23 protein-coding genes and 2 tRNA genes are annotated in these 24,834 nt (G+C 67.4%); 14 read left to right on the top strand and 11 right to left on the bottom strand.

The genetic code is table 11. The features are described 5' to 3' along the window. Position 1: 1 nt before the first annotated feature. Entirely contained in the window at positions 2-364 is a 363-nt protein-coding gene (locus ACKTTN_RS09530) for an arsenate reductase family protein (RefSeq protein ID WP_407909610.1), read from the bottom strand. 106 nt (positions 365-470) lie between these two features. Between ACKTTN_RS09530 and ku the strand changes: the two genes are divergently transcribed. From ku to ACKTTN_RS09510, 4 genes are all read left to right on the top strand, one after another. Further along, positions 471-1,370 carry a non-homologous end joining protein Ku gene (ku, locus tag ACKTTN_RS09525; RefSeq protein WP_407909609.1) on the top strand — a complete coding sequence of 300 codons (900 nt, stop codon included), beginning with the start codon at positions 471-473 and terminating at the stop codon, positions 1,368-1,370. Positions 1,371-1,373: 3 nt separating this feature from the next. After that, the gene (gene ligD, locus ACKTTN_RS09520) at positions 1,374-4,127 is read left to right on the top strand and encodes a DNA ligase D (protein WP_407909608.1); all 2,754 of its coding nucleotides are present in this window, start codon (positions 1,374-1,376) and stop codon (positions 4,125-4,127) included. Between the two features lie 182 nt (positions 4,128-4,309). Then, complete coding sequence (locus ACKTTN_RS09515; protein ID WP_407909607.1) at positions 4,310-4,585, top strand: hypothetical protein; 276 nt, start codon at positions 4,310-4,312, stop codon at positions 4,583-4,585. A 384-nt stretch (positions 4,586-4,969) separates the two neighbouring features. Further along, positions 4,970-6,577 (top strand): BON domain-containing protein, encoded by a 1,608-nt coding sequence (locus ACKTTN_RS09510; RefSeq protein ID WP_407909606.1) that lies wholly within the window; start codon positions 4,970-4,972, stop codon positions 6,575-6,577. Positions 6,578-6,632: 55 nt separating this feature from the next. Here the strand turns inward: ACKTTN_RS09510 and ACKTTN_RS09505 are convergent, their stop codons facing one another. The 3 genes from ACKTTN_RS09505 to ACKTTN_RS09495 all read right to left on the bottom strand — a co-directional run bounded on the left by ACKTTN_RS09505 (position 6,633) and on the right by ACKTTN_RS09495 (position 8,560). After that, the gene (locus tag ACKTTN_RS09505; RefSeq protein ID WP_407909605.1) at positions 6,633-6,857 is read right to left on the bottom strand and encodes a hypothetical protein; all 225 of its coding nucleotides are present in this window, start codon (positions 6,855-6,857) and stop codon (positions 6,633-6,635) included. Then, positions 6,850-8,202 carry a sigma-54-dependent transcriptional regulator gene (locus ACKTTN_RS09500; RefSeq protein WP_407909604.1) on the bottom strand — a complete coding sequence of 451 codons (1,353 nt, stop codon included), beginning with the start codon at positions 8,200-8,202 and terminating at the stop codon, positions 6,850-6,852. The genes ACKTTN_RS09505 and ACKTTN_RS09500 overlap by 8 nt, the downstream gene beginning before the upstream one ends. A gap of 283 nt (positions 8,203-8,485) precedes the next feature. After that, a tRNA-Val gene (locus ACKTTN_RS09495) sits at positions 8,486-8,560 on the bottom strand. A 180-nt stretch (positions 8,561-8,740) separates the two neighbouring features. Between ACKTTN_RS09495 and fabA the strand changes: the two genes are divergently transcribed. Next, complete coding sequence (gene fabA / locus ACKTTN_RS09490) at positions 8,741-9,256, top strand: 3-hydroxyacyl-[acyl-carrier-protein] dehydratase FabA (RefSeq protein ID WP_407909603.1); 516 nt, start codon at positions 8,741-8,743, stop codon at positions 9,254-9,256. After that, on the top strand, positions 9,256-10,470 hold the full coding sequence (fabB, locus tag ACKTTN_RS09485) for a beta-ketoacyl-ACP synthase I (protein WP_407909602.1): 1,215 nt from the start codon (positions 9,256-9,258) through the stop codon (positions 10,468-10,470). The genes fabA and fabB overlap by 1 nt, the downstream gene beginning before the upstream one ends. A gap of 7 nt (positions 10,471-10,477) precedes the next feature. On the opposite strand, the gene ACKTTN_RS09480 is transcribed toward fabB, so the two are convergent. After that, the gene (locus ACKTTN_RS09480; RefSeq protein ID WP_407909601.1) at positions 10,478-11,416 is read right to left on the bottom strand and encodes a restriction endonuclease; all 939 of its coding nucleotides are present in this window, start codon (positions 11,414-11,416) and stop codon (positions 10,478-10,480) included. A gap of 61 nt (positions 11,417-11,477) precedes the next feature. After that, the gene (locus ACKTTN_RS09475; protein ID WP_407909600.1) at positions 11,478-11,753 is read right to left on the bottom strand and encodes a polyhydroxyalkanoic acid system family protein; all 276 of its coding nucleotides are present in this window, start codon (positions 11,751-11,753) and stop codon (positions 11,478-11,480) included. Between the two features lie 80 nt (positions 11,754-11,833). Here ACKTTN_RS09475 and ACKTTN_RS09470 point away from each other — a divergent pair, with 80 nt between their 5' ends. Next, positions 11,834-12,604, top strand: a complete 771-nt coding sequence (locus ACKTTN_RS09470) for an FHA domain-containing protein (protein WP_407909599.1) — start codon at positions 11,834-11,836, stop codon at positions 12,602-12,604. On the opposite strand, the gene ACKTTN_RS09465 is transcribed toward ACKTTN_RS09470, so the two are convergent. Both ACKTTN_RS09465 and msrP read right to left on the bottom strand, forming a co-directional pair. Next, positions 12,573-13,256, bottom strand: coding sequence for a protein-methionine-sulfoxide reductase heme-binding subunit MsrQ (locus ACKTTN_RS09465; protein WP_407909598.1), 684 nt, complete (start codon positions 13,254-13,256; stop codon positions 12,573-12,575). The two genes, ACKTTN_RS09470 and ACKTTN_RS09465, sit on opposite strands and share 32 nt — an antisense overlap. Continuing rightward, on the bottom strand, positions 13,247-14,218 hold the full coding sequence (gene msrP, locus ACKTTN_RS09460) for a protein-methionine-sulfoxide reductase catalytic subunit MsrP (RefSeq protein WP_407909597.1): 972 nt from the start codon (positions 14,216-14,218) through the stop codon (positions 13,247-13,249). Before msrP ends, ACKTTN_RS09465 begins: the two co-directional genes overlap by 10 nt. A gap of 119 nt (positions 14,219-14,337) precedes the next feature. Between msrP and serC the strand changes: the two genes are divergently transcribed. From serC to aroA, 4 genes are read left to right on the top strand one after another with little or no spacing between them, the layout of a single operon-like run. After that, the gene (gene serC, locus ACKTTN_RS09455) at positions 14,338-15,423 is read left to right on the top strand and encodes a 3-phosphoserine/phosphohydroxythreonine transaminase (RefSeq protein WP_407909596.1); all 1,086 of its coding nucleotides are present in this window, start codon (positions 14,338-14,340) and stop codon (positions 15,421-15,423) included. Continuing rightward, positions 15,420-16,511, top strand: a complete 1,092-nt coding sequence (gene pheA / locus ACKTTN_RS09450; RefSeq protein WP_407909595.1) for a prephenate dehydratase — start codon at positions 15,420-15,422, stop codon at positions 16,509-16,511. The genes serC and pheA overlap by 4 nt, the downstream gene beginning before the upstream one ends. Then, positions 16,508-17,635, top strand: a complete 1,128-nt coding sequence (gene hisC / locus ACKTTN_RS09445; protein ID WP_407909594.1) for a histidinol-phosphate transaminase — start codon at positions 16,508-16,510, stop codon at positions 17,633-17,635. The genes pheA and hisC overlap by 4 nt, the downstream gene beginning before the upstream one ends. Continuing rightward, positions 17,632-18,948: a 3-phosphoshikimate 1-carboxyvinyltransferase gene (gene aroA / locus ACKTTN_RS09440; RefSeq protein WP_407909593.1), complete on the top strand. Its 1,317-nt coding sequence runs from the start codon at positions 17,632-17,634 to the stop codon at positions 18,946-18,948. The genes hisC and aroA overlap by 4 nt, the downstream gene beginning before the upstream one ends. On the opposite strand, the gene ACKTTN_RS09435 is transcribed toward aroA, so the two are convergent. Beyond that, entirely contained in the window at positions 18,932-19,567 is a 636-nt protein-coding gene (locus ACKTTN_RS09435) for an energy transducer TonB (protein ID WP_407909592.1), read from the bottom strand. The two genes, aroA and ACKTTN_RS09435, sit on opposite strands and share 17 nt — an antisense overlap. A gap of 115 nt (positions 19,568-19,682) precedes the next feature. Here ACKTTN_RS09435 and serS point away from each other — a divergent pair, with 115 nt between their 5' ends. After that, positions 19,683-20,963: a serine--tRNA ligase gene (serS, locus tag ACKTTN_RS09430; protein ID WP_407909591.1), complete on the top strand. Its 1,281-nt coding sequence runs from the start codon at positions 19,683-19,685 to the stop codon at positions 20,961-20,963. A gap of 66 nt (positions 20,964-21,029) precedes the next feature. On the opposite strand, the gene ACKTTN_RS09425 is transcribed toward serS, so the two are convergent. Next, entirely contained in the window at positions 21,030-21,602 is a 573-nt protein-coding gene (locus tag ACKTTN_RS09425) for an FMN-dependent NADH-azoreductase (RefSeq protein WP_407909590.1), read from the bottom strand. A 111-nt stretch (positions 21,603-21,713) separates the two neighbouring features. On the opposite strand from ACKTTN_RS09425, the gene ACKTTN_RS09420 reads away from it, so the two are divergent. Together ACKTTN_RS09420 and ACKTTN_RS09415 are read left to right on the top strand one after the other, a co-directional pair. Next, complete coding sequence (locus tag ACKTTN_RS09420) at positions 21,714-22,703, top strand: LysR family transcriptional regulator (protein ID WP_407909589.1); 990 nt, start codon at positions 21,714-21,716, stop codon at positions 22,701-22,703. Between the two features lie 81 nt (positions 22,704-22,784). Then, positions 22,785-22,874: transfer RNA gene (locus tag ACKTTN_RS09415), tRNA-Ser, on the top strand. 192 nt (positions 22,875-23,066) lie between these two features. Here the strand turns inward: ACKTTN_RS09415 and ACKTTN_RS09410 are convergent. Next, entirely contained in the window at positions 23,067-24,797 is a 1,731-nt protein-coding gene (locus tag ACKTTN_RS09410) for a putative bifunctional diguanylate cyclase/phosphodiesterase (protein WP_407909588.1), read from the bottom strand. Positions 24,798-24,834 lie beyond the last annotated feature (37 nt).

The raw sequence follows: 24,834 nt of genomic DNA, 5'->3' as shown, positions 1-24,834 counted from the left end.
CTCAGGCGCCGTCGAACAGTTCGAGCACGCGCTCCGGAGGCCGGCCAACGACCGCGCGGCCGGCGTGCACCAGGATCGGCCGCTCGATGAGTTCGGGATGTGCGGCCATTGCGGCGATCAACGCATCGTCGCTGCTCGCGTCGTCGAGGCCGCACGCCGCGTACGCCGCCTCGCCGGTGCGCACCAGCGCGCGTGCCTGGCCGCCGGTCAGGCGCACCAGTTCGCGCAGCTGCGTTTCACCCGGCGGCTGTAGCGTCAGGTCCACGACGTCCGGTTCGATGCCGCGGCCGCGCAACAACTCCAGCGCGCCCGCGCACTTCGAGCAACTCGCCTTGTTGTGGAACAGCAGCGGGCGGTCGGACATGGCGTGTTTTCCTTGGATTAACCGTGGGCCCGATTATCGCCCGGCCGCTTCACCCTGCGCGGACGCAGGCTGCGCGACGTTTTCCGAAACCGCTGGAGAGTCCCCCATGGCAAGGCCCATCTGGACCGGCTCGATTTCGTTCGGCCTGCTCAACATCCCGATCCAGCTGATGTCGGGCGAGCGCCGCACCGACATCCACTTCCGCATGCTGGACGCGCGCAACAACGCGCCGATCCGCTACGAGCGCGTCAACGCCGAGACCGGCGAGGAAGTGCCGTGGAAGGAGATCGTCAAGGCGTACGAGTTCTCCAAGGACAACTACGTCGTGCTGAAGCCTGAAGACATCCAGCGGGCAGCGACCGAGAACCATGAAACCATCGCGATCGAATCCTTCGTAGATGCGTCGTCGATCTCGCTGTCCTACATCGAGAAGCCGTACATCCTCGTGCCGGGCAAGAAGGCCGAGAAGGGCTACGTGCTGCTGCGCGAAGTGTTGAAGAAGAACAAGCGCGTCGGCATCGGCCGCGTCGTGATCCGCACGCGCGAGTACCTGTGCATGCTCACGCCGCAGGACGACGCGCTGATGCTAATGCTCATGCGGTTCCCGCAGGAGCTGGTCGATGCATCGGACTACACGTTGCCCAGCGGCACCGCGCGCACATGGCATGTCACGCCGCGCGAGATGGAAATGGCCGAGATGCTGATGGAATCCATGACCGACGAGTTCAAACCGACGGAATACAAGGACGAATTCCGCGAACGCCTCACCGCGGTCATCAAGGAACGCATCAAGCAGAAGGGCACCAAGCACATCGAGGACGATCGCGAGGACGAGGATGCCGAGACTGCGACCAACGTCGTCGACTTCATGTCGCTGCTGAAGAAGAGCCTGGAGAAGAAGGGCGGCGCGGCCACCAAGGCGGCCAAGAAGACGGCGACGCGTACGCGTGCAAAGGCCGCGCCCGCCGCCAAGCCCAAGAAGCGGGCGGCCAAGAAGCGGGCCTGACGCATGGGCCTGCAGGAATACAACCGTAAGCGGCAGTTTTCGCGAACGCCGGAGCCGAAGGGCGAGACAGTACGCCGTCGTGGCGGCCCGCTGTCGTTCGTCGTGCAGCTGCATCACGCGCGGGCTCGGCACTACGACCTGAGGCTGGAAATCGACGGCGTGTTGCGGAGCTGGGCCGTACCGCGCGGGCCGTCGTTCCGGCCCGGCGAGAAGCGGCTCGCCGTTGAAACGGAAGACCATCCCATGACCTATTCGCACTTCGAGGGCCTCATCCCCGAAGGCGAATACGGTGCAGGCCACATGGCGATCTTCGACCACGGCACCTGGGTGCCCGAGGGCGACCTGCAGGCGGCGATCCGCAAGGGCCACATCGACTTCACGCTCGAGGGCCAGCGACTCAAGGGCCGCTGGCGACTGATCCGCACGCGGCAGACCGGCAAGCGCGCGCAATGGATGCTGCTCAAGCGTACGGATGAATATGCGGCCGACCTGGAAGCCGACGACCTGATCGGCGAGCTCCCGCCGCCACCGACCGACGCACCGGGCGCATCGACGCGTGCGGGCCTTGAGATCCGCGCCCGCAAGGGTTTCGACACGGAACGCGCCATGGCAACGAAGAAAACAGCGCCCGCACGCCGGCCCGCGGCGAAGAGCACTGTCGCCAAGAAGACGGCGGCGCGCAAAGCGGCCGCGACTGCCAAACGCGCGTCGGCGGCGCCCGACCTTCGCGCGATCAAGCGCGCAGCCGCACGACTCGCCAACGGCGCGGCGTTCCCGCTCGGCGAATTCGTGCAGCCGATGCTGACGGTGTCATCCGAGAAGGCGCCGGCCGGGGACGACTGGCTGCACGAATGGAAATGGGACGGCTACCGGTTGATCGGCCAGAGCGGGCGTTCGCCGATGCTGTGGTCGCGCAACGGAATTCCATGGAACGACCGCGCCCCTGAGCTGCTCAAGCTGCTGCGCGACTTCGGTACGACCGCGGTGTTCGACGGCGAGCTGATCGCAGTCGACAAGTCGGGCTACAGCGACTTCAACGCGCTGCAGAGGGCGTTGTCGGACAAGGACCCACGCGCAATGCGCTATGTGATCTTCGATCTGCTCGCGGTGGACGGCCATGACCTGCGTGGCGCGCCACTTGTCGAGCGAAAGGCGTTGCTCGAGCAACTTCTCGCCGGCGCCGACCCTCGCCTATTCTACAGCTCGCACATCGTCGGCCGCGGCGGCGATGTATTCGACGCGGCGCGCGATCGCGGCATGGAAGGCATCATCAGCAAGCGTGTCAATTCCAAGTACGTCGACGCGCGTTCGTCCGAGTGGCTGAAGATCAAGACGGTCGACACGCGTGACTTCGTCGTGGTCGGTTACACGCCACCGAAAGGCTCGCGAAAAGGTGTCGGCGCGTTGATGCTGGGCCAGTATCGCGATGGCGCGCTGGTGTACGCCGGCCGCGTCGGCTCCGGCATGAACGGCGACGTGCTGCTCGACATGCTCAAGCGACTGCGCGCGCTCGAAGTCTCGGAACCGGTGGTCGAGATTCCGGAGCACGTGTCGCTGCCGAAGGTGCGGATCAACTGGGTGAAGCCGAAGACCGTCGTCGAAGTGTTCTTCCGCGGTTGGGGAAAGGAAGGCCTGGTGCGGCAGGCATCCTTCCACCGTGCGCGTGACGACAAGCCCGCGACGCCCGCGGCGCTGGAACAACCGGAAACCGGCGGCGCGTCCCCGCGCGCCGCCGCCAAGAAGACGGCGGCCGCGACCAAGCGCGTCGCGACGAAGAAGACGGCGGCCCCAACCAAGCGCGTCGCGAAAACGGTGTCGAAAGAAGCTCCCAAGGCAGCGCCGGTGAAGAAGGCCGCGGCTCGCAAGGCGACGAAGCGCGGCGTGATGCGGATCGATCTGGACAGGTCCGACCTGCCGAACCTGAGCAGCGCAGACCGCGTGGTTTACCCGGACCAGGGCTATACGAAGCAGGACGTCTGGGACTACTACCTCGCCGCGGCGCCGCAACTACTGGAGGACATCGCGGGACGGCTGCTGTCGATCGTGCGTTGTCCCGATGGCATCGGCGGCCAGCACTTCTTCCAGAAGCACGTGAAACACGGGTTCACCGACGAGGTGAAGCGCTTCACGCTCACCGAGAACGACGGCGGCAAGGCCGAGTACTTCTACGTCGATAGCGTGGCCGGCCTGATGTCACTGGTGCAGATGAACGCGCTGGAGCTGCATCCGTGGGGTTCGCGCGTCGATACGCTCGAGCAACCGGATCGGATCGTGTTCGATCTGGATCCCGACCCGTCGATCGAGTGGCCGCAGATCCGCGCGGCCGCGAAAGAGGTGCGCGACCGCCTGCTGGACGTCGGCATCGAGTCGTATCCAAAACTGTCGGGCGGCAAGGGCGTGCACGTGGTCGTGCCACTAGAGCCACAGGCCGACTGGGACGCGGCACGCCGCTTCTGCGAGGCATTCGCCGATGCGATGGAGAACCAGTCACCCGATCGTTATGTGGCGACGATGAGCAAGGCCAAGCGCAAGGGCCGCATCTTCATCGACTGGCTGCGCAATGGTCGTGGCGCGACGAGCGTGGCCAGCTGGTCGCTGCGCGCGCGGGCAGGCGCGCCGGCGGCGGTGCCGGTTACCTGGGCAGAGTTGTCGCGGGCGAAAAGTCCCGCGCGCTACACGCTCGCGGACGCAGCGAAGCGCACGCTGCCCGAGGAGGCGCGCGACATCATTGCGCGTGCGAAACCGTTGCCGGTGTAGCGCGACGGCGCATGTGGCGGGTGTCTGCGCGCGGTCCGATGTCGCGACCCGGCGGCTAGAGAAACGGCGGCCGAGGCCGCCGTTTCTGTTTCGTCGCGTCGCAGGCCAGTTACGGCTGCGGCGGCGCGGAACCGTTGTTCTGCTGGTTCGCGTCCGTGCTTGCTCCGGTGGTGCCCGTACCAGTGCCCGTTCCCGTCGTGTCGGTCGGCGGCGGCATCGTGCCGGTCGTGTCGGTGGCAGGCGGCGGCATCGTCGTATCCGTCGCCGGTGGTGTCGTCGAATCGGGCGCCGGCGTCGTTCCAGTGGTGTCCGTTGCGGGCGTCGTCGCCGTGGTGTCCGCAGCAGGCGTCGTCGCGGCCTGGTCGGCGGCGGCATCGTCGTTGCGATGGCATGCGGTCAGCATCAACAGAACGGCCGCGGTGGCCAGTGTCTTTTTCATGTTTGTTTCTCGCTCGTGAGGGGAGGGCCGCACGGCCCCAACGTCAAACCTCGCAAACCGTATGACAGCGTTGCGTCAAACATGCGTGAGTACGGTGTTCCCTTGCTGTACGAGTCATCGTGTCGGCGCGCGGAAAAATATTCCCTTGCCCGAAACATCGGCAGCAACGTGGCGTGAAAAAACGCGCAAGCAGTGCGTTCCGCGTTGGCATGGACCTTGCGCCTTACGGGGCGTCGCGCTCATGCGGCGAATTCCACGCGAACGAGACCCGAACACGGAGGACAGCTCAGTGCGTGATCAACAGTTGGGACGCCAGCTCCGCGACGTTGCGAACGACGTCATGCGACTTGGTGCGGAGGCGTTTAACGCGGGTCGAAATTGGATCAACGAGAGGAAACACGACATGCAGAACAACGAACACGATCAGCAGGCCGGTCGCCAGGGCAACCAGCACGGCTCGGCCTACTCGTCCGAGAACACACAGGCATCGCGCCAGGGCGCGGGCCGCGAAAGCAGTCAGTGGGAGCCGTCGTATTCGAACCAGATGAACCAGGGCGAGATGTATGGACGCGGCAACCAGTACGGCCAGAGCACGTACGGCGCGTCGGACTACGGCCAGCAGGGCTCGAGCCAGACCTACGGGTCGCAGCAGTACGGACAGGGCCAGCAGTACGGCGCTTCGTCGCAGGGCTACGGCGGTTCGCAGCCCTACGGCCAGCGTTCCTCGCAGCAGTACGGCCAGGGCGCGTCGCAGCAGTACGGGCAGGGCGGCTATGGCGGGTCGCAGCAACCGCAGTACGGCTCGCACGCTTCACAGAATTACGGGTCGTCGCAGTACGGGCAGGGTTCCCAGAGTGGACGCGCCTACGGCCAGGGTTCCGCGTCTGAATACGGCTCGCAGGGCAGTTACGGGCAGCAGTACGGCGCGCAGAACAGCAGCTACGGCCAGCAGGGCAGCTTCGGCGGAAGCGACTTCAATCGCGATCGCGAGTATCTGGTCGGCGGCTATGGCGCATCGCAGACCGGCGTGCACGGCGGCTACGGCAGCCCATACATGCAGCACGAGTCCAGCTTCGACAGCTGGCGCGGACAGGATGAGGCGTCGCGGCAGTACGGGCAGGGCGGATCGCAGCAGTCGCCGTACGCGTCGCAGGGTTACGGGTCGTCGCAGCAGTACAGCCAGCGTTCGCAGGGTTACGGCTCGTCGCAGCAGTACGGACAGGGCGCGCAGGGTTACGGCTCGTCGCAGCAGTACGGACAGGGCGCGCAGGGTTATAGCGCGCCCCAGCATTACGGTTCGCAGGGCTATGGCCAACAGGGTTACGGACAGCCGGGTTACGGACAGCAGGGCAACGGCTTCGGTGCGTCGCAGTACGGTGCCGGGCAGTCGCAGTTCACCGGTAGCCGCGGCTACGGCGACGGCGGCTATTCGAACCGTTCGCAGTCAACCTTCCAGGGCGACAGCCAGTCGCAGTACAACCAGGGCTCGGGATCGTCGCAGTACGGCCAGCAATCGCAGCGTGGGCGTGGCCCGAAGAACTACGTGCGATCGGACGAACGCATCATCGACGATCTGAACGAGCGGCTGACGAGCGCGCACGACATCGATGTGTCGGATGTCGAGGTGCGCTGCGAGGGCGGCAAGATCGTGCTCGAAGGCAACGTCGACCAGCGCTGGATGAAGCATCGCGTCGAGGACATCGCGGAGTCGTGCGCGGGCGTGCGCGACATCGACAATCGCATCCGCGTGACATCGGGTTCGCAGTCGCAGGGGCGCTCGCAGTCCTCGTCGCAGAACCGACAGGGCAGCTCGCAGTCGCTGTCGGGCTCGCAGTCGTCGACGTTGGAGTCCGGAACCGGTTCGTCGCTGAGCGGCTCGCAGGCGGCATCGTCTGAAGGCGACGAGGCGGTGCGCCAGACCAGCGCCTCGAGCTCGACGGGTTCGGCTGGTACGTCCGCGACGTCGCAGAAGAAGGACGGCGGGACGTCGCGTTCGTCGCCGTCCCATTGATCCATCGTGCTTGACGGAAAAGGCCCGCATTCGCGGGCCTTTTCTTTTGGATGCATCAACCCGGCGGTGGTCCCAGGTGCAGCAGTTCGATGCAGCGCTGCCCGGAATCTTCGGCGCGTGCCAGGTTGGCCATCGCGGCCTGCAGGTCGCCCATCTCGATCATGTGGCGCGCCGCGGCCGTCGCCATCGTCAGTGCATTGATCTCGTTGGAGAGGTCGTGGCGCCAGCGTCCGAACGGGTTGGGCGGTAGTGGCGGGCGCGGCGGAACTGGTTCAGACATGCGGCGTCGCGGAATCGCCCGACACGGCGAGGCGCGCTAGCTGGTTGTGGATCGTGCGCACGCTGACGCCGAGGATGCGCGCGGCTTCGGTCTTGTCGCCGTCGACCTTCAGCAGCGTCTTCGTCAACATCTCGCGTTCGACGTCGGCGTAGCTCATGCCGACGTGGAACATGATGCTGCTGTCGTCCTGGTGCAGCGGAAGCGCGCGTCGTCCCAGAACCGGTATCTGCACGAGCGGGCCGTCGCTCAGCAGATAGGCGCGTTGCACGACGCTGCGCAGCTCGCGGATGTTGCCCGGCCAGCCATGGCGGACCAGCATGCGTTCGGCGCCCGGCGCGAGTTGCTTGACCTGCCCGTACTCCGTGTTGAGTCGTTCAACGAAGACGTTTGCAAGCAGCACGACGTCGTGGCCACGCGCGCGCAGCGGAGGCAGCGCCATCACGAAATCGGCAAGCCGGTAATACAGATCCTCGCGCAGAAGGCCCTGCTCGATGCTTTGGATCGGATCGCGGTTGGTCGCGGCGACGATGCGCACGTCGACCGGAATCGTTTCGCTGCCGCCGACGCGGGTGATCTCCGCCGTCTCCAGCACGCGCAACAGATAGACCTGCAACGCGGGCGGCATCTCGGTTATTTCATCGAGGAACAACGTGCCGCGGTTTGCCTGCTCGAAGTAGCCGACATGCCGCTGTTGCGCACCAGTGAAGCTGCCGCGCTCGTGGCCGAACAGATGGCTCGCGAGCAGGTCGGGTGCGATCGCACCGCAATTGACGGCGACGAACGAGCCGCGACGATGACTGCGTTCGTGCACCGCGCGTGCAACGAGTTCCTTGCCCGTACCGCTCTCGCCGGTGATGAGCACGGAGACGCGCGTTGGCGCCACGCGGTCGAGGTCGACAGCAAGCTGCGAGATCGCAGGGCAATCGCCGATGATGCCGTCCGGTCGCGCGCCCGCGATCTGCGCCAACGCGCGCGCCGATGCCTGGCTCAACAGCGATTCGAACTGCTGCGGGCAGAGCGGCTTCAGCAGGTAGTCGAGAACCGGCAGTCGCACCGCACGCCGCGCGGTTTCGAGTGATGTCTCGCCGGTCATCAGCGCGATGCGGGTCTGCTGGCGCGTGTCGAGCTCGGCAAGCAGGTCGAATGCGGTTCCGTCCGGCAGCGTCACGTCGAGCATCGTCAGGTCGCTCATGCCGCGGCCCATTGCACGTCGCGATTCCTCGAGAGAGTGCGCGATCGACGCCTGGAAACCATGTGCACGCGCGAAGTCGGCCGCGGCGGACGCGAACGTGGTGTCGTCGTCGACGATGAGGACGGAAGGTTGCAGCGGTTGCGCGTCGGCCATGACAGGTCACCACGAGTCCAGTGCGCCGGAGGCTAGTCGCGCTCCGGTTAAGGTCACGTATGAGCCTGCAACCATTTCGCGGCCATGCAGAAGGTTCTTCGCGGAGGAACGGCCGCTTTGACGGGACCCTCACCGGCGACGTCGAAGAAACCTCGCCGCAGCAGTGTCCGCGCGACTTCACAGCCACCACGGCCGCTGGGGCAGCCGCGCGGTTCGCAGCATCCGTGCCAATCCGGACGCCGGAAACGACGAAGCCGCCCGGAGGCGGCTTCTTCGATCGATCTGGTGGGCGGTGCAGGGTTCGAACCTGCGACCCTTGCCGTGTGAAGGCAATGCTCTACCGCTGAGCTAACCGCCCGGGGCCGCGCAGTATAAGGGCGGCCCGCGGGCTCGCCAAGCCTTCGCGCCGGTTTCACGTTGCCGCGCGGCTGCGGCGTGCAGGCTGCGCGAGTCGCGTTCCACGTCCACCCTACGGCAGCGCACTGAGACGATCACGCGCCAGCCGCTAGACTCGCCGGCTTTCCCCCGCGCCATACCGATGACACGTCCTTCTTCCTTCGACCGTGAGCAGCTGCTGGCCTGCGCGCGCGGCGAGATGTTCGGCCCCGGCAACGCCAAGCTGCCCGCGCCGCCGATGCTCATGTTCGACCGCATCACCGAGATCTCGGAGCAGGGCGGTCGCAACGGCAAGGGCGTGATCCGCGCCGAGCTCGACATCACGCCGCACCTCTGGTTCTTCCAGTGCCATTTCCTCGGCGATCCGGTGATGCCCGGGTGCCTCGGCGTCGACGCCATGTGGCAGCTCGCGGGCTTCTACCTGCCGTGGCTCGGCGAGCCCGGCCGTGGCCGCGCGCTCGGCGTCGGTGAGGTCAAGTTCAGCGGGCAGGTTCTGCCGGACGCGAAGGTCGTGTCGTACGAGATCGACATCCGTCGCGTCATGCGCGGCAAGCTCGCGCTGGTGATCGCCGACGGCCGCACGTATGTGGACGGCCGCGAGATCTACGTCGCCAAGGATCTGCGCGTCGGCCTGTTCGGATCGACGGAGGGCTTCTGATGCATCGCGTCGTCGTTACCGGCATGGGCCTGACGTCGTGCCTCGGGCGCGAGCTCGACACGGTGTCCGAGTCGCTGCGCGAAGGCCGCGCGGGCATCCGCTACATCCCCGAATACGAAACGCTCGGCATGCGCGCCCGCGTCGCAGGCGACCCCGCCATCGACCTCGACGCGATCATCGACCGCAAGCTGCGGCGTTTCATGGGCGACGCCGCCGGCCACGCGTATGTGGCGTCGATGGATGCGCTTGCGCATGCGGGCCTCGGCCCGGATGCACTTCGGACGCCGCGCGCGGGTGCGATCGCGGGTTCCGGTGGTGGTTCCGCGCAGTGGCAGATCGAAACCGGCGACCTGCTCAAGACCAAGGGCGTGCGTCGCATCGGCCCGTATATGGTGCCGCGCACGATGTGCTCGACCGTGTCGGCCGCACTGGCGACCGGCTTCGGCATCCAGGGTGTCAGCTATTCGATTTCCGCGGCATGCGCGACGTCCGCGCATTGCATCGGCGTCGCGGCGGACATGATCCGCCACGGCATGCAGGACGTGATGCTCGCGGGCGGCGGCGAAGAACTGCACTGGGGCATGACGTCGCAGTTCGACGCGATGGGTGCGCTGTCGACATCGTTCAACGACACGCCGGAAACCGCCTCGCGTCCTTACGACGCCGATCGCGACGGTTTCGTCATCGCCGGCGGTGGCGGCATGCTGGTGCTCGAGTCACTCGAGCACGCGCAGGCGCGCGGCGCAACGATCGTCGCCGAACTGGTCGGCTATGGCGTGACGTCGGATGGCGTCGACATGGTCGCGCCGTCGGGCGAGGGCGCGGTGCGCTGCATGCGCATGGCGCTGCAGGGGCTCGATCGCCCGATCGACTACCTCAACACTCACGGCACCTCGACGCCGGTCGGCGACATCACCGAGCTGCAGGCCGTGCGCGAAGTATTCGGCGACGCGGTTCCGCCGCTGTCGTCGACCAAGGCGCTGAGCGGCCATTCGCTCGGCGCAGCGAGCGTGCACGAGGCGATCTATTCGCTGTTGATGATGCGCGATGGTTTCATGGCCGCGTCGCACAACATCTCGAATCTCGACGAACGCGCGGCGGGCTTCCCGATCGTGCGTGAAACGACGCGGGCGCAGTTGCGCACGGTGATGTCGAACAGCTTCGGCTTCGGCGGCACGAACGCGTGCCTGGTGTTCTCGCGCTTCGACGGCTGATGCGCGGTCAGTAGACCGCGCACTGCATGAAGCGGACCGGCCGCGCACTGCCGGCCGGGCTCTGGATCTGCAGGCGCGACGAGCGCAACAGCTCGTGGCGCTTCATCACGCCGCACACCACGTCGTCCGTCGCCACGGCGGGATCGTTGAGAAAGACCTGCAGCGTCGAGCGCGTCGACCACAACGCCTTGTCGACGCCCGGCAGCTGGCGAATCTCCTGCACGATCGCCTCGCGTTCCTCGTCCTCGCTCATCGGCGCAGCTGGCGTCGCGACCGCGCTGACCGCCGCGCGCGGCGCGGTGCGGGTCGACGCGACAGCCGCGGGCGCATCAGCCGACGACGCGTCGTCTCCCACCATCCGGCCCACGCCGAAGCCGAGCGCAAGGCCTGCCACCATCGATACCGCAAGCGCGGTACCGGTCGAACGCAGTGCGCGGGCGCGGGCGCGCGACGCGATCTCGCCGTGCACGCTGCCCGGAAGCAACGACCCGACGAGGTTCCAGAGCTCGGTGCCGTCGAGCAGCTCGATGTAGGGGGATACCAGGCGCGCATCGGCGTCGACCCGACCGGGCGTGACGATGACGCCACCCGCCGCGTTGACGTTGCGAACCGAGCGCGCAAATTCTTCGGTCGCCGCACGCGTCACCACGTGGTTGACGCCCTGGCGGCAGATCAGGATCCACGGGCGGCCATCGCGGTAGATGTGGACTTCGCCCTGCGACCCGCGCGAGGCCTGCTGTTCGGTCGTCTCGCGCGCGAAGCCCGATGACGCGAGCGCATCGACGACCAGGTTCGACAACTCGCGCCAGCGCATGCCCGACAGGATCGCCAGGCCCTCGGCCGAATCGAAGCGCGCGAGGCGGACCTTCCAGATCCATCCGATCCACGCCGCCGCAACGATCAGGGCGAGAACGAATCCGGTGATCAGGGCGATGGCTGCGGACATGGGGAGGGGCGTGGTTCCGGGGCTGCGACTATAACGTCGGGGTTCGCGATGGACAGCGAAATCAGCGGAATCGTTCAGCGAGGACGCGGCGAATCTCGTCTTCGATCGTGCCCTTCATCGCACCCAGCAGGAAGCCGAGTTCGGCGATGACGCGTACCGCGCCGGGTTCGAGATGTACGCGGCCATCCACGCCGCTGCGGCGGAACATGAGCGCGTCGCCCTCCCAGCCTTGCTGCACGCCGAAGCGCTGGGCCAGCGTGTCGGCGATGTGTTGCACGGCCTCTCGTGCCTGCGCGGCATCCAGGTTGTGCGTGTGGCGGATGTCGATGGTGGGCATGCGGCCTCCGGTGCGTGCGATGGCCGGCATTGTGCGGCATCGGCCGGAAAGGGCGCGTGGGCATGCTAGATTCCGGGCGCGTGACAGCCCTCCGACTTCGACAAACCGATCCCGGCCGCGACCTGCTCGATCTCGAGCCGGGCGTACACGCGATCCTGCCGTCGATGCTCGATGCGCGGCACACCGACGATGTCGAGCCGGTCGCGCATGTCTATGTCGATTCGCGCGGCGTCTGGCTGCAGGTGCGGGACGGCGTCCGCGGTGTCTACGTCAACGGTCGTCCGATCCGGCGCATGGCGATGCTGCGTGCGGGCGATTCGGTGTTCCTTGCCGGCGTGGAATGCGTGCTGGTCGGACGGCGCCCCGAATCGGCCGAAGTGGCCGCGTCCGCGCGGACCGAAGGACGCGCCGTGCTGCGTGCGATCGCCGGCCGCCACCACGGCCGTTGCTTCCCGCTCGATCGCGATTGCGTGCTTGGTCGTGCGACCGACAGCGATATCCCGGTGGACGACGAAGCCATCGGCCTGCGCGAGGTGACCCTGCGCGCGACCGCGAAGGGCGTGCGGGCGACCACTGCGGCCGCCGCCGCACCGGTGTGGGTCAACGGCCACGCGTTGTCGAGCGCGCTGCTGTTGCCCGGCGACCAGTTGGTCATTGCCGGGCAGCACCGCTTCGTCGTAGAAGCGGCGCGTCCCCCGGATGTGCAGCCCGAGCGCGAGCGCAAGCCGAGCGGTCGCGCGCCGGCGCCGCCGCAGTTGCGTCGCGCCGCACGCCGCATGCCGTGGTTGATCGTCGCCGCGGTATTGCTTGCCGGGGCGCTCAGCCTGTTGTTGCTGTACGGCGCGGGCTAGGGCGAAACCGCTTCCATACGCGCCAGCCGAGCAGTACCGCGGCGATGGCCGCGTACAACGCCGGCTCGCGGATGTCCGACTTCACCAGCCACCAGAAATGCAGGACGGCGAGCACCGCGATCACGTAGATCGCGCGATGCAGTTGCCCCCAGCGTCGCCCGAGTGAGCGCATCGCGCGTTGGAACGACGTCGCGGCGAGCGGCACCAGTAGCAACCACGCTGCGAAGCCGACTGTGATGAACGGCTTCTTCGCGATCGCCGCGCCGATCTGCGATGCATCGAGTCGCAGGTCGAGCACCATCCACGCGCCGAAGTGCAGCGTCGCGTAGAAGAACGTGTAGAGACCCAGCATGCGACGGAAGCGCAGCAGCACGGCCTTGCCGGTCAGCTGGCGAAGCGGCGTCACCGCGAGCGTGATCATGAGGAAGCGGATCGCCCACAGACCGAGGAAATGCTCGATCGCGGCGACCGGATCGGCGCCGAGCCCACCCGTTCCAAGCACGAGTTCGTTGCGGATCTGCCAGCCCAGCCACGCCGCGGGCAGCAGCGCGAGCGCATGCACGATCGCTTTCGCAATGACGACGCCGGGCTCGCTTCGACGACGGACCGGCGTCGGACGTACCGGCCGCGCAACCGCCGCGCTCAGAACCATTTCCTCAGGTCGAGGCCCGCATACATGGATCCGACCTGTTCCGCATAGCCGTTGAACAGCCTGGTCGGGATGCGGTCGGCGAAGAGCTTGCTGCCGGTCCCGGCAATGCGGCGTTCGGTCTTCTGGCTCCAGCGAGGGTGATCGACCGCCGGATTGACGTTTGAGAAGAAGCCGTATTCGTCGGATGCCTGGTCGTTCCAGCTCGTAAACGGCATGTGCTCGACGAAGGTGATCGCGACGATCGACTTGATCGACTTGAAGCCGTACTTCCAGGGCAGAACGAGTCGCAGCGGCGCGCCGTTCTGCTGCAGCAACGGCTTGCCGTAGATGCCGGTGGCGAGCAGTGCCAGCGGATTCATGGCTTCGTCGATGCGCAGGCCTTCGCGGTACGGCCAGTCGAGCGAGGGATACGACATGCCGGGCATCTGCTTCGGGTCGGCAAGCGTGGTGAACGCGACGAACTTCGCTTTGGACGTCGGCTCGAAACGCTTCAACACGCTGGCCAGGGGCACGCCCAGCCACGGAATCACCATCGACCAGCCTTCGACGCAGCGATGCCGGTACACGCGTTCCTCGGGTGTCAGGCCCTTGAGCAGGTCGTCGATCGCGATGCGGCCCGGCTTCGCGCACTGGCCGCCGACCGCCACTGTCCACGGCCGCGTGCGCAGCGTGCGCGCTGCGTTCGACGGATCGGCCTTGCCGGTGCCGAACTCGTAGAAGTTGTTGTAGGTCGTGATGTCCTGGTAGGTCGTGCGCGTTTCGTTCGTGCTGAAACCGGCGCGCATGCGGGCGGGGTCGATCTTCGCCGTGGCGGGCGCTGCCGGAGGGTCCGCCTTGGCGCAGCCGGAAAGCCCGAGCGCCCCGGATGCGGCCAGCGCGGCGACGATGCGTCGCCGGTCGCGATAGACGGGTTCGTCGGTGATGTCGCGGGCGGGAATGCGCAGGACGTCGTGCAGGGACATGGGGCTCTCCCGGGTCGATAACCGATTAGACGAGCGTCATGATGAAAAAGATGCAGGGGCGGCCGCTTGCCGTGCTGCGCTGCGGCATACTCGGCCTTCACCCCGATCGCAGGTGCCCCATGTCGCGCGTCTTCAACTTCAGTGCCGGTCCCGCCACCCTCCCGGAAGCCGTCCTCGAGCAGGCGCGCGACGAGTTGCTGGACTGGCGCGGCGTCGGCGCGTCCATCGTCGAGCTCAGCCATCGCGGTCCCGAGTTCATGGGCGTGGCGGCCGAGGCCGAGGCCGACCTGCGCCGCCTGATGTCGATCTCCGACGACTACGCGATCCTGTTCCTCGCCGGCGGTGCGACCACCGCGCAGGCGCTGGTGCCGCTCAACATCGCGACGCCCGGCCAGCGCGCCGACTACGTGGTCAGCGGCCACTGGGGCAAGACCGCGATCAAGCAGGCCAAGCCGTACGTCGACGCGCATGTCGCCGCGACCAGCGAGGCCGGCGGCTTCCGCGACATCCCGCCGCGTGGCGACTGGAAGCTGTCGCCCGACGCCGCCTACGTGCACATCACCGCGAACGAAACCATCCACGGCGTCGAATTCCGCGACGTGCCGGATGTCGGCAACGTGCCGCTCGTGGCGGATTTCAGCTCGAACATCGCGTCCGAACCGCTCGACGTCTCGAAGTTCGGCGTGATCTACGCCGGCGCGCAGAAGAACCTTGGCCCGGTGGGCGTCACCGTGGTCATCATCCGTCGAGATCTGCTTGAACGCGCCGGCCAGCCGCGCGCCGACATCTTCGACTACCGCTCGCACGTCAAGGGCGAGTCGATGCTCAACACGCCGCCGACGTGGAACTGGTACCTCGCCGGCCTCGTGTTCAAGTGGATGCTCAACGAAGGCGGCGTCGAGGAATTCGCGCGTCGCAATGCGCGCAAGTCGAAGGCGCTGTACGACGCGATCGACGGCTCGAGCGGCTTCTATCGAAACGAGGTCGCGACCGCCGTGCGTTCGCGTATGAACGTGCCCTTCTTCCTGCACGACGAAGCGCTCGACAAGCCGTTCCTCGCCGAATCGGTGAAGGCCGGCTTGATCGGCCTGAAGGGCCATCGCGCGCTGGGCGGCATGCGTGCGTCGATTTACAACGCGATGCCGGAAGCCGGCGTCGCCGCGCTGGTCGAGTTCATGGACGACTTCCGGAGGCGACACGGATGAGCGCGGGGTCGGCGGAGGAACTCGCGCGGCTGCGGGAACGCATCGACGGGATCGATCGCGAGATCCAGTCGCTGATCAGCGAACGCGCGCAGTTCGCCGCGCAGGTCGGTCGCGCCAAGGGCGAGCTGGCGCGAGCGGTCGATTACTACCGACCGGAACGCGAATCGCAGGTGCTTCGCCGCGTCGTCGATCGCAACGAAGGCCCGCTGGACAACGCGGTGCTGGTGCGCGTGTTCCGCGAAATCATGTCCGCCTGCCTTGCGCAGCAGGAGCCACTCAAGGTCGGCTATCTCGGGCCTGAAGGCACGCACACGCAGCAGGCCGCGCTGAAGCACTTCGGCCATTCGGTGCGCTCGCTGCCACTCGCGAGCATCGAGGAAGTGTTCCAGGAAGTCGCCGCCGGCAATGCCGATTTCGGCGTCGTTCCCGTCGAGAACTCCACGCAGGGCACGATCCAGTCGACGCTCGACATGTTCCTGTCGTCCGATGTACGCATCTGTGGTGAAGTCGAGCTGCGCGTGCACCAGCACCTGCTGTCGCGCACCGGCCGCATCGAGGACATCGAGCGCGTCTATTCGCATCCGCAGTCGTTCGCGCAATGCCGCGCGTGGTTGCGCACGCACCTGCCGGGCGTGGAGATGGTTCCCGTCCCCAGCAATGCGGACGCCGCGCGTCGCGCGCGCAATGCGGACGACGCCGCGGCCATCGCGGGCATCAGCGCCGCGTCGGTGTACGGGCTGAAGGTGGTGCAAGGTCCGATCGAGGATCGCCCCGACAACACGACGCGCTTCCTCGTGCTGGGCCGCGAACTGTTCACGCCGTCGGGCAACGACCGTACGTCGCTGCTGGTCTTCATCAAGGATCAGCCGGGTGCGCTCTACAAGGTGCTCGAACCGTTCGCGCGCAACGGGCTCAGCATGACGCGCATCGAGTCGCGTCCCGGCCACGCACAGCCGTGGCAGTACGCGTTCTTCATCGATATCGACGGCCACGTCGACCAGCCGGCGATGGAGCAGGCGTTGTCGGGTCTCGGCGAGTTCGCGCAGGAGGTTCGCGTACTCGGCTCATACCCGGTGGCGATCGGATGACGCCGACCTACGACGAAGCCTGGTTCGCATCGCGGGCGACCGCCGGCATACGCGCGCTCAAGGCCTACGACCCGGGACACGATGTCGTGGCGATGCGCGCGCGATCGCCGTGGCTGGTCGAGCTCGGGTCGAACGAGAACCCGTACGGCCCGTCGCCGCACGCCCGGGCCGCGGTGCTCGACGCGCTTCACCTGATGCACCGCTATCCCGACCCGCGCGGCGCTTCGCTGAAGACCGCGCTCGCGCGCGTGCATGGCGTCGAGCCGTCGCGAATCCTGCTGGGCAATGGTTCGCATGAACTGCTGATGCAGTTCGCGCAGGTATTCGCCGGGCAGGGCGACGACGTCGTACTCCCGCAGTACGGCTTCGCAGTGTTCGCGCTTGCGACGCGTGCGGCCGGCGCGAACGCGCGTGTCGCGCCGGCGCTGGCGGACGATGCGGCGATGCCGCTCGGTCACGACGTCGATGCGCTGCTCGCGGCCATCACTCCGTCGACCAGGCTTGTCTACATCGCGAACCCGAACAATCCGACCGGGACGTGGCTGGATGCATCGACGCTCGCACGTTTCCTCGACGCGGTGCCGTCCGATGTCATCGTCGTCGTAGACGAGGCCTACGCCGAGATGGCCGACGCGCCGGATTACGCGAGCGCGCTGTCGGTCGCGCACGGCCGTGGCAACGTCATCGTCACCCGCACGTTCAGCAAGGCCTACGCACTTGCCGGATTGCGCTGCGGCTATGCGATCGCCGCGGACGGGCTGGTCGCGGTGATGGAGCGCGTCCGCGAAAGTTTCAATGTGAATTCCGTTGCACTCGCGGCGTGCGAAGCCGCACTCGCCGATGTCGAGCATCTCGCGTGGTCGCGCAGCCGCAACAGCGACGAGCGCGCTGCCCTGGCGACTGCGCTCGAGGCACGCGGAATCCGTGCGCTGCCGTCGCAGACGAATTTCGTTCTCGCGCATCTCGGCGAGCGAACGGCGGCCGTCGAGGCGGCACTTCTCGACCGCGGCGTCGTATTGCGTCCGATGGGTGGCTACGGCCTTCCGGCCTACACACGCATCACCGTCGGCACCACCGAGGAGAACCGTCGCCTGTTGCAGGCGCTGGACGAGGTGCTGTCGTGAGTCTCGACTGGATCGCGTCGGCAGGTGCGCCGCTTCGCGGTCGGATCCGCGTGCCCGGCGACAAGTCGATCTCGCATCGCGCCGTCATGTTCGCGGCGATCGCCGAGGGCACCAGCCGCATCACCGGGTTCCTCGAAGGCGAAGACACCCGTGCGACGGCGCGCGTGTTCGCGCAGTTGGGCGTACGCATCGACGCACCGGCACCGAGCGAACGCGTCGTCCACGGCGTGGGACTCGATGGTCTGCGCGCGGCGGATGCGCCGCTCGACTGTGGCAACGCCGGCACGGGAATGCGTCTGCTCGCCGGCCTGCTCGCAGGTCAACGCTTCGATAGCGTGCTGGTCGGCGACGAATCGTTGTCGAAGCGCCCGATGCGCCGCGTCACCGACCCGCTTTCAGAGATGGGCGCGCGAATCGACACCGCCGACGGCGGCCTGCCGCCGCTGCGCATCCGCGGGTCCGCCACGCTGCACGGCATCGATTACGCGTCGCCGGTGGCGAGCGCGCAGGTGAAGTCCGCGGTGCTGCTCGCGGCGCTGTATGCGCAGGGCCGAACCCGCGTCGTCGAGCCGCATCCGACCCGCGACTACACCGAACGCATGCTTCGCGCATTCGGCGCGGACATCGATTTCGCGCCGTGCGAGGCGACGATCACCGGTCGCCCGATCTTGCGTGCAACCGACGTCGACGTGCCGGCGGATTTCTCGTCCGCGGCGTTCTTCATCGTTGCGGCGACTATCGTTCCTGGCTCCGACCTGCGGATCGAAGCGGTCGGCATGAATCCGCGCCGCACCGGCCTGCTGGATGCGCTACGACTGATGGGTGCGGACGTGGCGATCGAATCCATGCGCGAGCAGGGTGGCGAGCCGGTCGCGGATCTGCGCGTTCGGTCTGCTGCGCTGCGCGGCATCGACGTGCCGCCCGCGCTCGTGCCGGACATGATCGACGAATTCCCGGCCCTGTTCGCCGCTGCCGCGTGCGCCGACGGGCCGACCACGGTGAGCGGCGCCGCGGAGCTGCGCCTTAAGGAGTCCGACCGCATCGCCGCGATGTCTGCCGGTCTGCGTGCGCTCGGCATCAACGTCGACGAGCGACCGGACGGTGCGCTCATCGAAGGTGGCGATTTACGCGGCGGTGATGCCGACAGCCTCGGCGATCACCGCATCGCGATGAGCCTCGCGGTGCTCGCGCAACGCGCCGATGCCGACGTGCGCATCCGTGACGTCGCGAATGTGGCGACGTCGTTCCCGGGCTTCGTTGAACTGGCCGGCGACGCCGGCCTGCGCATCGCGGCGCTCAGTCCGACAGCTTGAAGTCGATCGGCACGACGACGTCGCCCACGGTCGGGTGACCGTCGGCGACTGCCGGCTCGAAACGCCAGCGACGCACGCCCTGCAACGCAGCGCGGTCGAGATCGCGCGAGCCGCTCGACTGCGCTAGCTCGGTCGCCGTCGGCACGCCGTCGGGGCCGATGTGCACCAGCACCAGCGCGGTGCCGGTCTGGCCCTCGCGCAGCGCACGAAGCGGGTACTCCGGCGGCGGCGTCTGGCCGGGCAGCGGGCGCGCCTTGCGATCGGCGACTGCCGCCTGTCGAGGCGCTGGTGTGGGGGCGGTTTCGGGCACGGGCACCGGCTCCGGGCGCGAGGCCGGCGTATCCGGAACGGCCGCGGGCGGAGGCGGCGTCAGCGTGCCGATACCGGAGCCGTCGTCGCCCGCCATCGGCGCGGGCAGCGGCGTGTAGCCCGGTTCCGCGGTGGACGGAGGCACTTCGCCGGCGCGGTAGAAATCGGTGCGGTTCGAATGCCGGATCGCGAGTGCGAACAGGACCAGGCCAGCGACGAACGCCAGCGCGATCCGCAACGCGAGCCTGCGATCGAAGCGGAAGGGTCGGCGTCCGGGGCCTTCACCGGACGGCGCGGGGGAAGTCGCCATGCGTGTCGTATCCATCGGGAGATGCTGGCCGCAGGGCCGTTAACGCGCCGGGAAGGGGCGCATCGACCGCGCGGTGCGGTGATAATGCCGCCTTTCCCGCTCGACGAACGCTCCCATGCTCGATCCGGTCCTGTTGCGCCAGCGCCCCGCCGAAGTCGCCGAACGCCTTGCCGCCACGCGCGGTTATGCGCTCGACGCGTCTGCGCTCGAGGCGCTCGAATCCGAGCGCAAGCAGATCCAGACGCGCACGCAGGAGCTGCAGAACCTGCGCAACACGCGCAGCAAGGCGATCGGACAGGCGAAAGCGAAGGGCGAGGACGTCGCGCCACTGATGGCGGAAGTGGCGGGCATCGCCGACGAGCTGAAGGCGAGCGAGGCGCGCCTGGAAGCCATACGCGAGGAAATGGAATCGCTCGCGCTGGGCATTCCGAATCTGCCGCACGAAACAGTGCCGCCCGGCAGCGACGAAACCGCGAACGTGGAACAGGCCCGCTGGGGCACGCCGCGGACGTTCGATTTCGCCGTCCTCGACCACGTCGAACTCGGCGCGCGCAACGGCTGGCTCGATGGCGACACCGCCGCGAAGCTCTCGGGCGCCCGCTTCACCGTGCTGCGCGGCGGTCTTGCGCGCCTGCATCGCGCGCTCGCCCAGTTCATGCTCGACCTGCACACCGGCGAGCACGGCTATCTCGAAGTCAACGTGCCGGTCATCGTCAACGCCGATTCGATGCGCGGCACCGGGCAGTTGCCCAAGTTCGAGGACGACCTGTTCACCACGGCGGTCGGCGAGTCGAAGCGCTATTTGATCCCGACGTCGGAAGTGCCGCTCACCAACATCGTGCGCGACGAGATCGTCGAGGACGCGCAGCTGCCGATGCGCATGACCGCGCATTCGATGTGCTTCCGCGCGGAAGCCGGAAGCCACGGCCGCGACACCCGCGGCATGATCCGCCAGCACCAGTTCGAGAAGGTCGAACTCGTGTCGATCGCGCGTCCTGCTGAGAGCGAAGTCGAACACGAGCGCATGACGCGCGCGGCGGAAGTCGTGCTGGAGCGTCTCGGCCTGCCGTATCGCCGCATGCTGCTGTGCACGGGCGACATGGGCTTCTCCGCGTCGAAAACCTACGACCTCGAGGTCTGGCTGCCGTCGCAGAACACGTATCGCGAGATTTCGTCCTGCTCGAACTGCGATGCCTTCCAGGCGCGCCGCATGCAGGCGCGCTGGCGCAACCCGGCGACGGGCAAGCCGGAGCCGGTGCACACGCTCAACGGCTCCGGCGTCGCCGTCGGCCGCGCGATGATCGCGGTGATGGAGAACTATCAGCAGGCCGACGGCAGCATCGTCGTGCCGGAGGCGCTGCGTCCGTACATGGGCGGGGTCGACGTCCTGCGCTGATCTGCGTCGGTCGCGACATCGACGGGCCCGTCGCGCCACGCGTCGGGCCCGTTTCGTTTCAGCGCCTCATGCGGCGCGCGGCAGTTCGACGTCGAGCGAACCGATCGCGGCATCGATCGCGGCGCGGCGGTGCTCGGGCGACAGGGCGATGCCATCGGCCCGCACGAAACGTAGGTCGCGCACGCCGAGGAAACCGAACAGCTGGCGCAGGTAGGGCTCGACGAAATCGGTCGGCTGGCCGGCGTGCGCGCCGCCCGACGCGATCGCGACGATCACGCTCTTGCCGTGCACGAGGCCTTCCGGGCCGTTCGCGCCGTAGCGGAACGTCTTACCGGCGACGCTGATCCGGTCGATCCACGCCTTCAGCGTCGACGGGATGGAGAAGTTGTACATCGGCGCGCCGATCACCACGGTGTCCGCGGCGAGGAACTCGTCCAGCACGGCCGCCGACTGCGCGCCGGCGTCCGTGCTGGCGAAGGTCGACGCCGAGAGATGCGGCAGGGCGTCCGTGTCGAGGTCGCGGCGGACCACCTCCGTGGCCGGTTGCAGGCGCAACTGCTGGTCGACGATCGCCGCCGTCAGCTCGCGGGTCACGGAATTGGCGCCAAGGGCGCTGGAGTCGAGATGGAGCAGCTTCATGGGGATCGTCCTGTCGGCGGCGTTGCCGCGGTGGACAGAACGTAGGTTGTTGCGCCAGTAGAATTAAGGTGGTCTAATATCACGTACCGTTGCAGGCATGGAACTGTCGTCATGAACGATCTGAACGACCTGTACTACTTCGCCGCCGTCGTGGAGCACTCCGGTTTCGCCGCCGCCGAACGCGCGCTCGGTATTCCGAAATCGCGACTGAGCCGTCGCATCAGCCAGCTCGAAACCGATCTTGGCGTACGCCTGCTGCAGCGCTCGACGCGCCGCTTCGCGGTGACCGACGTCGGGCAGAGCGTGTATCGCCATGCGCAGTCGATGCTGGAAGAAGCCAAGGCCGCGCGCGAAGTCGTCGACCGCCTGAGCGCCGAGCCGCGCGGCGTGATCCGCGTGAGCGTGCCGGTGGGCATCGCGCAGCAGCACATGCCCAAGCTGCTGCCTGAATTCCTCGCGCTGTACCCGCAGGTGCGCGTGCAGATGCACATCAGCAACCGGCGCGTGGATGTCATCAACGAAGGCTTCGATGTCGCGCTGCGCGTGCGCACCAAGCTCGACGACGACGGCAGCCTGGTGATGCGCAGCTTCGGCCAGATCCAGGAGTTGCTGGTGGCGAGCCCGCAGTACCTCAAGCGCATGGGCCGCCCGAAGACGCCGGATGAACTCACCGACCACGTGACCATGTCGATGAGCGAGGACGAGGCGCGCCAGCGCTGGGAACTGCACGGGCCGAACGGCGAAGTGCGTCGCATGGAACTCAAGCCGCGCATCATGGGCTTCGACTTCCCGATGCTGATGCAGCTGGCGAAGCAGGGCATCGGCATCACGCTGCTGCCGGAAACGATCTGCGCCGAAGCGGTGCGCACCGGCGAGCTCGAAGTCGTGCTGCCGGACTGGCGCCTGCCGCAGGGCATTTTCCATGCGGTGTTCGCGTCGCGTCGTGGCATGTTGCCGGCGGTGCGCGTGTTCATCGATTTCCTGGCCGATCGCGCGCCGGCGATGGTCGAATCCGCGCGGCTGCAGTGCTCGGAAATCCACGGCCGCCCCTGCACGCAGCAGGAGCAGGCGTCGCGCGGCAAGGAAACCGCGACGGCCTGAGGCCGTGGCACAATTCCGCGCGGCGTCGCGACGGAATCAGCAGGTCACGACGCCGGCGCCGCACGCCGGCGTCTGCACGTCGGAGAGGTGGCCGAGTGGTTTAAGGCAGCGGTCTTGAAAACCGCCGAAGGGTCAAACCTTCCGTGGGTTCGAATCCCACCCTCTCCGCCATATGCGAGAAGGCTCCCGTCGGGAGCCTTTTTCTCATTTCCGGCGAGAGCAATGGCTACTGGCGGTACGTCGACCGCGCTGCCGCGGTGCGCGCGTCGATGATTGGACATCTGCGGCAACAAGGGGTGCGGCCACCGATAGCTCGCGCCGCAGCGGCGCGCCCGCACCGCGCATGCACGACGATCGCGCGCTTCAATGCCGCAGCGCCTCCCGCGCGATCACCTTGTCGCGCGTCTCGCATCGCCCCAGTAGCCAGTCCGTCATTGCGTAACGATCGAGCGGGCGGCTGAAGAAGTAGCCCTGTTGCGCCTCGCAGTTGGTTTCGTCGAGGAAGCGCGACTGCTCCGCCGTCTCGACGCCTTCGGCCACGATGCCGAGGTCCAGCGTGTGCGCGAGGTTGACGATCGCCAGCGCTACGGTGCAACTCAAGGCGTCGTTCGGCACGCGCTCGACGAACGAGCGGTCAAGCTTGATGCGATCGACCGGTAATTTCGCGAGATAGCCGAGCGACGAATAACCGGTGCCGAAGTCGTCGATAGCCAGCGACGCACCCATCGCGCGCAGGTCGTCGAGCACGGTATAGCCCGGGCGGCCGTAGTCGACGAGCTGTTGCTCGGTGATCTCGATCTCGATGTCGCCCGATGCGAGCCCGGTATTTTCCAGCACCTCGGCGACGCGCTCGAGCAGGTGCGGGTCGTTGAGTTCGCCCGCGCAGAAATTCACGCACATGCGCAGCGGTGGAATGCCGGCTTCGCGCCATGCGCGGGCCTGCCGGCACGCCTCGCCGAGGCACCACACGCCGAGGTCGCGGATCAGGCCGGACCCTTCGGCAAGCGCGATCAGTTCCTGCACCGGATAACCGGCGAGCGCAGGGTGTTCGCAACGCAGCAGCGCTTCCATTCCGACCACGTGTCCGTCGCGCGTATCGATCTGCGGCTGGTAGTGCAGGGTGAACGCGTTGCGGTCGAGCGCTTCGCGCAGCATTGCGCGATCGGTGCCGAGACGATGCGCGATGCGATCCATGTCCTCGGTGAAATAGTGATAGCCGCCGCGACCGTCCGACTTCACCTTGTAGAGCGCCACGTCCGCCATGCGCAGCAATTGCTTGGTGTCCACGGAATCGCGCGGGAACACGCTGATGCCGATGCTCGCGCCGATGTGCAACTCCGCACGCTCGATGCGGAACGGCCTTGCAAGCGCGTCGACGATCTGCGCGGCCACGCGTCCGCCCACGGTCGGGTCGTCGACATCGGTCTGCACGAGCACGAATTCATCGCCGCCCAGTCGCGCGACGAAGTCCGATGAACGAACCACCTGCGTGATGCGCGACGCGACGCGGCGCAGCAGTTCGTCGCCCATGGCGTGGCCGTAGCGATCGTTGACCGCCTTGAAGTGATCGAGGTCGATCATGTGCACGACCATCATCCGTCGCGAGCGCGCGGCGCTCTGTGCGGCGTTGACGAGCTTCTCGTCCAGCGCGGTGCGGTTGGCGAGGCCCGTCAGCGGGTCCATGCGCGCGAGGAGCATCATTTTTTCCTCGTCGCGCTTGCGGGCCGTCGCGTCGCGCGCGACCTTCAGGAAACCAGCGAGCCGGCCCCGCGCGTCGCGCACCGGCGACAGCAGGCATTCGGCCCAGAAGTGCGTGCCGTCGCGCCGCACCATGCAACGGATGTCCCAGGCGCGGCCTTCCTGCAGCGCTTCGTGCACCGCCGCGTCGAGGGCACCCGCTTCGCGATCGACTTCGCTGAACAGCCTGAGGACGGGCTGCCCGACCATCTCGTCGTCGCTGTACTGGAACAGGCGCTCGGCGCCGACGCTCCACAGCCGCACCGCCCCGTCCGGATCGATGAGGATCACGCCGTAATCGGCCATGCTGTGCAGCAGGGCGGAGAGCAGACCCGGGCTGTCGGGGTCGAGACGCATGCCGTGGACTCCATACCGGAACACGGGGCGGGGGGTC

This window comes from Lysobacter claricitrinus (genome assembly GCF_045866565.1).
In the GTDB taxonomy this organism is placed as follows: Bacteria; Pseudomonadota; Gammaproteobacteria; order Xanthomonadales; family Xanthomonadaceae; genus Cognatilysobacter; species Cognatilysobacter claricitrinus.
Note: the sequence above shows the minus strand (reverse complement) of the source record. Positions and strands in the feature narration are given on the sequence as shown.